General features: G+C 41.5%; 8 protein-coding genes. All 8 read right to left on the bottom strand.

From position 1 onward, the window contains the following. The coding region (locus CXF78_RS05790) for a PilW family protein (protein WP_145991378.1) at positions 1-128 on the bottom strand (128 nt) is incomplete at its 3' end. Next, entirely contained in the window at positions 128-637 is a 510-nt protein-coding gene (locus tag CXF78_RS05785) for a type IV pilus modification protein PilV (RefSeq protein ID WP_374702271.1), read from the bottom strand. The genes CXF78_RS05790 and CXF78_RS05785, both read right to left, overlap by 1 nt. Positions 638-946: 309 nt before the next feature. Then, positions 947-1,876: a 4-hydroxy-3-methylbut-2-enyl diphosphate reductase gene (ispH, locus tag CXF78_RS05780; protein ID WP_180957059.1), complete on the bottom strand. Its 930-nt coding sequence runs from the start codon at positions 1,874-1,876 to the stop codon at positions 947-949. A gap of 42 nt (positions 1,877-1,918) precedes the next feature. Continuing rightward, a complete protein-coding gene (fkpB, locus tag CXF78_RS05775; RefSeq protein WP_102036238.1) occupies positions 1,919-2,362 on the bottom strand; it encodes an FKBP-type peptidyl-prolyl cis-trans isomerase in 444 nt (147 codons plus the stop codon). A 2-nt stretch (positions 2,363-2,364) separates the two neighbouring features. After that, positions 2,365-2,868, bottom strand: coding sequence for a signal peptidase II (gene lspA, locus CXF78_RS05770; protein ID WP_041413659.1), 504 nt, complete (start codon positions 2,866-2,868; stop codon positions 2,365-2,367). 22 nt (positions 2,869-2,890) lie between these two features. Further along, the gene (ileS, locus tag CXF78_RS05765) at positions 2,891-5,713 is read right to left on the bottom strand and encodes an isoleucine--tRNA ligase (RefSeq protein ID WP_102036237.1); all 2,823 of its coding nucleotides are present in this window, start codon (positions 5,711-5,713) and stop codon (positions 2,891-2,893) included. Between the two features lie 33 nt (positions 5,714-5,746). Next, positions 5,747-6,682: a bifunctional riboflavin kinase/FAD synthetase gene (gene ribF, locus CXF78_RS05760; RefSeq protein ID WP_011638339.1), complete on the bottom strand. Its 936-nt coding sequence runs from the start codon at positions 6,680-6,682 to the stop codon at positions 5,747-5,749. A gap of 136 nt (positions 6,683-6,818) precedes the next feature. Next, on the bottom strand, positions 6,819-7,322 hold a 504-nt coding region (gene murJ, locus CXF78_RS05755), incomplete at its 5' end, for a murein biosynthesis integral membrane protein MurJ (RefSeq protein ID WP_180957058.1).

The following is a 7,322-nucleotide window of genomic DNA, read 5'->3' as shown; positions in this document are numbered from 1 at the left end:
CTTGACGACATATTAAACATAGTGAAGATACCCGCGGTTAAAAATAACCCCACAAGCATGGCTATCATTAATTCAACTAAAGACATTCCACGATGTTTTATAGATAATTTATTCATCATATGGCTCATTAAAATATTGCCGTTTTAACTTCAAAAATTCTTCGCGTTGCACCAGAAGAATCACATGATTTTACTTCATCAGAATAATTCTCATTAGTACCATTAAACTTACGAACACTCTTCCATGTCATGACTATTACAACATCATTTGAATTAACATAAACACATGCTGTTGGTGTAGGTAAACCTCCAATACTGCCATCACTATCAACTTCAGAATCGCCAATAAAAGCACTCTGCCACTCATATAAATCCCACGCTCTCAATTCAGTATTAGAACAGCGATAAACTCCAGAGCATTCTGTGGGTTTTGTTAATGATTCTCCACTATAGTGAGTACCGGAGGACGATCCATAATTGCTTAATTCACTTACATTTAGACGCATACGATTGATTATATCATTAGCAAAATACGAGGCTTGGGTTTGCTGAAAAGACTCAAAACTGCCCTGTTTTGACATAATATGCAGATTAAAAATCCCAATGAGGCCTATCACTAGAATAACCAGTGATACCATTACTTCAATTAAGGAAAATCCATTCCTTTTACATGGCATGAGCGTCAAACTCCCTAAGAAAACCAAGAGTAAATACTCTCGATCTTAAATATCTTTACTTAAACTTGAACTATCATCTAGCATCTAGCATCTAGCATCTAGCATCTAGCATAGATAATAGCTGACTTAAATGTAATCAGATAGTATCTATCTTGTATGATTAATAGGTCAACACAATTTATCAGTATTATACTCGGTTTATTTTGTAAGCACAAAAAACCCGCAGCTTAAATTAAGCTGCGGGTTATTATTTTTAGATCATTGAAATTATTAACGTAATTCAGCAGGAACCGCAAATACAGTGTCTTCTTTACGGCCTTCAACTTCAGTAATAATACTTGGGGCAAGTTTAGCTATTGCGTTAACAACTTGTTGTACTAAAACCTCTGGGGCTGAAGCCCCTGCAGTTACAGCGACTTTCTTCACACCATCAAACCACATAGCCTCCACGTCAGCGGCGGTATCAACGAGATAAGATTGCGTACCCGTTTTCTCAGCCAGTTCACGTAAACGATTTGAGTTAGAGCTATTTTTAGAACCAACAACAATCAATAAATCAACTTCGGAAGACATACTGCGTACAGCATCTTGTCGATTTTGCGTCGCGTAGCAAATATCATCTTTACGCGGCCCCTCAATTGAAGGAAAGCGCTTTTGCAATGCAGTAATAATATCTAAGGTGTCATCAACAGAAAGCGTTGTTTGAGTGACAAAACATAAGTTGTCTGGGTTATTAACCTGAAGATTATTAACATCCTCTGGAGACTCAATAAGATAAACACCACCTTTAGGATTATCATATTGTCCCATGGTGCCTTCAACTTCTGGATGGCCTTCATGACCAATCAAAATGCACTCGATACCTTTGCGACTTGCACGAGTCACTTGTAAATGTACTTTTGTCACTAACGGACATGTCGCATCAAAGACTTTTAAACCACGGTTTTTAGCTTCTTTGCGCACAGCTTGTGATACACCGTGCGCACTAAAAATAACAATGCTGTTGTCTGGTACTTGGTCAAGTTCATCAATAAAAAGAGCACCACGCTGTTTTAGATTTTCAACCACATATCGGTTATGTACCACTTCATGGCGTACATAAATTGGAGGTTCAAATAACTCTAAAGCACGCTCAACAATACTGATAGCGCGATCTACCCCGGCACAGAAACCCCGAGGATTGGCCAGTAAAATACTCAGTTCTGGAGACGTCGGATCAACTTTTAGCATGTGATACCTTTTTTACTCAGTTATGACACTGACAACTTCAAGTTCAAATGTAAGCGTGCGTCCTGCGAGGGGATGGTTTAAATCGACGGTAATTGAATTACCAGCAGTATCGCGAACGATACCCGGTATTTCACTCCCACCAGGCCCCGCAAAACTGACAATCACGCCGTCTTCAAGCTTCATATCTGCAGGAAAGCGGCTTCTGTCCATATAATGAATCGCATCAGGATTTGACTCACCAAAAGCGTCTTTTGCCGCTAAGGTAAATATGTGCTTATCACCTTCTTTCAAGTCTTTCAGTTCGTCTTCAAAAGCCGGACTTAGGCTACCGTCACCAATATTTAAACGTGAAGGTTTACCAGACGATTTTGTACTGTCGGCTGTGGAGCCGTCTTCCAGTACTATATTCATATGACATATTAATGAATGACTGTCTTGCTTACTTAAATCTGTCACAGTTAATCTTGCTCCTTCGATGGCTTTGCGTCGGGTCTAAATGATTCCCAAATGATCAATACCGCACCAATAAAGATGCCTGCATCGGCAATATTAAATGCAGGATAATGACTGGTATTCCAGTAAAAATCGACAAAGTCGATTACAAAACCATGCATTAAACGATCAACCAAATTACCTAATGCGCCGCCTATGACTAAGGTAAAGGCTAAATTACTGCGCCATAACGAATAAGATTGCTTGCGCAACCATATTGTTAACAAGGTACTAAAACCGACCGCAATAATGGTAAACAACCAACGTTGCCACCCACCAGCTTCACTTAAAAAACTGAATGCTGCACCGTAATTTCGCACGTAAGTGAAATTAAAAAACGGCAAAAGCTGTATAGACTCATACAATTCAAAATTGCTCAGGACCCATTGTTTAGATAGCTGATCGGCTAAAAACACCAATGCAGCTACCCAATACCAACGCAAGCCACTGTCTTTCCAAGTTAATGGCACAGTACTCATTATCAATGTTTCCTTAAGCGAATTCGCGTTGTTCGCCTTCACCTTCAATATTGGTCACACAGCGTTGACACAATGTTGGGTGAGCTTCAATGGTGCCAACCTCTTCACGATAGTGCCAGCAACGCTCACACTTCTCGGCGCTACTTTTGGCAACCACTAGTTTAAGCGAACTTAGTTCAGTTTCGATGGCATCGCTACCGGCTTGTGACATATCCGCAACAGCTGCTTTAGAGGTAATAAGGATAAATCGTAACTCATCACCCACTTTAGCTAACTCAGCTGCTAAATCGGCATCTGCGAACAATGTCACTTCAGCTTCTAATGAACCCCCAATACGTTTATCACGACGCGCTTGTTCGAGTACTTTGTTAACTTCATTACGAACAGTTAATAGTTTCTCCCAATAATCATCGCTTAAATCACTTTCAAGAGTGACTGCTTCTAAGCCTTGATACCATTCTTGGGTAAACACATACTTTTCACGTTTACCTGGTAACAATTGCCACACTTCATCAGCGGTAAAGCTTAAAATTGGCGTCATCCAACGAACCATCGCCTCGGCAATATGATAAAGCGCAGATTGACAGCTACGACGTGCATGCCCTTCTTGCTTAGCGGTGTACTGGCGATCTTTAATAATATCAAGATAGAAACTGCCTAACTCCACAGAACAGAACTGCATGAGCTTTTGAGTCACTAAATGGAAATTGTATTGATCGTACGCTTCGATGATTTCTTGTTGCAGCACTGCTGCACGACGAACAACCCAACGATCTAACGCGACCATGTCTTCAGATGCGATCATGTCCGTTTCTGGGTTAAAGCCATTCAAGTTAGCCAGCAAGAAACGTGCAGTATTACGAATACGACGATACGCATCAGCACTACGATTTAAAATCTCGTCAGATACTGTCATTTCGCCACTATAATCGGTTGCGGCAACCCATAGGCGTAAAATATCAGCACCAAGCTTATTGATTACTTGTAATGGAGCTATCACGTTACCAACAGATTTTGACATCTTACGGCCTTTACCATCAACGGTAAAACCATGTGTCAATACTTGCTTATAAGGTGCTTTACCATTCATAGCGGTTGAAATCATCAATGATGACATAAACCAACCACGATGCTGATCGCTTCCTTCTAGGTACAAATCAATGTCATGTCCATGAAACTCTGGACGCGCTGCGACAACAGATGAGAATGATGAACCTGAGTCAAACCATACGTCTAAAGTATCTGTCACTTTACGGTACTGATCGGCCTCATCACCTAACAATTCACTTGCCTCTAAATCCCACCAAGCTTGGATGCCTTGTTGTTCAATGCGATGCGCTACACGTTCCATCAATGAAACACTGTCTGGATGTAGCTCATCCGTTTCACGATGAACAAATAACGTAATCGGTACGCCCCACGTACGCTGACGTGAAATACACCAGTCTGGACGGTTTTCAACCATTTTTTCGATGCGGCTTTGGCCCCAATCTGGGATCCACTTGGTTTGTTCGATTTCTTTTAACGCTTGTGAACGCAAACCATGGTTATCCATAGAGATAAACCATTGTGGCGTTGCACGGAAAATAATTGGCGTTTTGTGGCGCCAGCAATGCGGATAGCTATGGCGGATAGCAACATGCAGTAGTAGTGCGCCCTTTTCTTCTAACAGCGCAACCACATTGGCGTTAGCTTTAAAAACGTGTTGGCCAGCAAAAAATTCAGTATCTGGCTTATAAACACCATTGTCGCCAACAGGGTTAGCCACTTCTAAACCGTACTTTTGACCAACCACAAAGTCGTCCTGACCATGGCCTGGTGCAGTATGAACAATACCGGTACCTGCGTCAGTCGTAACATGGTCGCCTAAAATAGCTGGCACATCAAAAGCATAGAATGGATGATTAAAGCGCATTAACTCAAGCTCGGCGCCTTTCACTTCACCTAAAATAGTGTGCGACTCCGCGCTATAACGCTCAAGACATGACTCAACCAGCACTTGAGCTAATATCAAGGTGGTGGTTTTACCTTCTTTCACAAATTCAACCAAGCTATAATCTAGCTCAGGGCTTAGTGATAATGCGCGATTAGCAGGCATGGTCCACGGCGTGGTAGTCCAAATTGCCATCGCTACCGGTTTAGTATAATTCTCAACGCCAAATTTAGCGGCAACAGCTGAGCTATCAACTGCAAAAAAAGCCACATCGATGGCTGGAGATGTTTTATCTTCGTATTCTACTTCTGCCTCAGCAAGTGCTGAACCACAGTCGGTACACCAATGCACAGGTTTAACACCTTTGTGCAAATGACCACTTTCAATCACTTTTGCCAATGAACGGACAATATTCGCTTCGGTTGAAAAATCCATTGTTAGGTAAGGATTTTGCCAATCACCTAATACACCTAAACGGATAAAGTCTTCTCGTTGACCATCAACTTGAATAGCCGCATATTTACGGCATTCTTCACGGAACTCTGCCGCAGAAATTTTGACGCCCGGCTTACCGACTTTTTGCTCAACTTTAAGCTCAATCGGTAATCCATGACAATCCCAGCCTGGAATATAAGGCGTGTCAAAACCTGACATGGTTTTAGACTTAATAATGATGTCTTTAAGAATTTTGTTTACCGAATGACCTATATGAATGCTGCCATTGGCGTATGGAGGGCCATCATGAAGAATGAAAGGTTTACGGCCAGTACGGCTTTCACGGATCTGCTGATACAGCCCGTCTTGCGTCCAGCTATTTAACATTTCTGGCTCGCGATTTGCCAAATTACCGCGCATCGGAAACTCTGTTTCCGGCAAATTCAAAGTAAATTTATAGTCGCTCATTGATCCCATACCATTATTTAAAGCTGATTCATTTCAGCTAGCATCGTTGCTAAATAAAGCGCGAGCTTCATTTGCATCATTTAAAATCTGTTTTTTTAGCGCGTCCAATGACTCAAAAGGTTGTTCATCACGGATCTTTGCTACTAATTCTACTTCCACTCGTTTGCCGTATAAATCACCGCTAAAATCAAACAAATGGACTTCTAATCTGCAAGTTTGACCATTTACAGTGGGTCTAAAACCCACATTAGCCACACCATCATAAATATCGCTGCCATCCCAGTACAAGCGAACCGCGAATACCCCTCTCACAGGTACAACGTGTCGTTTTAAGGCAATATTTGCTGTTGGAAAACCGATTGTACGGCCTAATTTTTGTCCGTGAGCAACCTTACCACTTAAAATGAAAGGATGACCCAATAAACGTCTTGCTTGTTCTAAGTGTCCTAACGCCAGCTGTTCTCTCACTGCTGTAGAGCTTACTCGCAACGAACCAACAACAAAGCTTTGTGTACTGACTACAGTAAAGCCAAATTCTTTACCCGCAGCAACGAGCATATCGAAGTTGCCTAAGCGACCTTTACCAAAACAAAAATCATCTCCAACCACGAGATATTTAACGCCGAGTTTTTTAACCAGTAACTCTTCAATAAACGCTTCAGCAGGTTGATTAGCAAAGGCTTCAGTAAAGTTGATGCAAAGTAGCTGATCAATTTTAAGCTCATCTAACAATCTAATTTTATCGCGTAGAAGACTAAGCCGCGCTGGCGCATCAGTACCACGAAAACGTTCTTGCGGTTGCGGTTCAAAGGTCATTAACATTGCAGGCAGTTGAAAATGATGCGCTTTACTCACTAAGCTGCTGATCACCTGTGCATGGCCACGATGGACACCATCAAAATTCCCAATGGTCAAAACGCAACCATGATGAGAAGGTAAAATATTGTGTATACCGCGGATTAATTCCATTACGCTCAATACTGCCTATTGCAAATCGGCAGATTATATACCCAAACCAATGTTAGATGCGAGTTTCAACCTCAGATTATTACACCGGATTTTGGATAACTTGCTGATATACCCTTAGTCATTCACATAGGATAAATTATCCCTGACGTTTAATTTTCCAAGGCCGTACACCCAATGCAAGTAAACTTAATAAATAAATAACCGCGCCACCCACAATTAGCTCAATCAACATAAACATACGTTCAAAGGTCTGCCATTCGAGCCATATACTTTGTTGCGGCATAAAATAAACAATGCCAATGGCCATTAAGGTGGTAGAAATGATGACTTTAAACGAGAAAAATAACGTCTGTCGGCTCATTTGATAGACGCCCGCTTTATGCAAACCTCGATATAATAAACCCGCATTCAATAGCGCAGACATTGATGTCGCGATGGCTAAACCCACGTAGCCAAATGGAATGGCAAAAATAAGGTTGAACACCATATTGCTGACCATGGCAATAATGCCATATTTAACCGGAGTTTTAGTGTCTTGGCGCGAATAGTATCCCGGAGCTAATACTTTAATCATCATGAAACTTAATAAACCGCAGCCATAAGCAACCAAACTATACGAAGCCATTTCAACGTCATTTAA

Origin of the sequence: Shewanella sp. 11B5 (assembly GCF_002836795.1) — a bacterium.
Classification (GTDB): domain Bacteria; phylum Pseudomonadota; class Gammaproteobacteria; order Enterobacterales; family Shewanellaceae; genus Shewanella; species Shewanella frigidimarina.
This window is presented reverse-complemented; position numbering and strand designations above follow the sequence as displayed.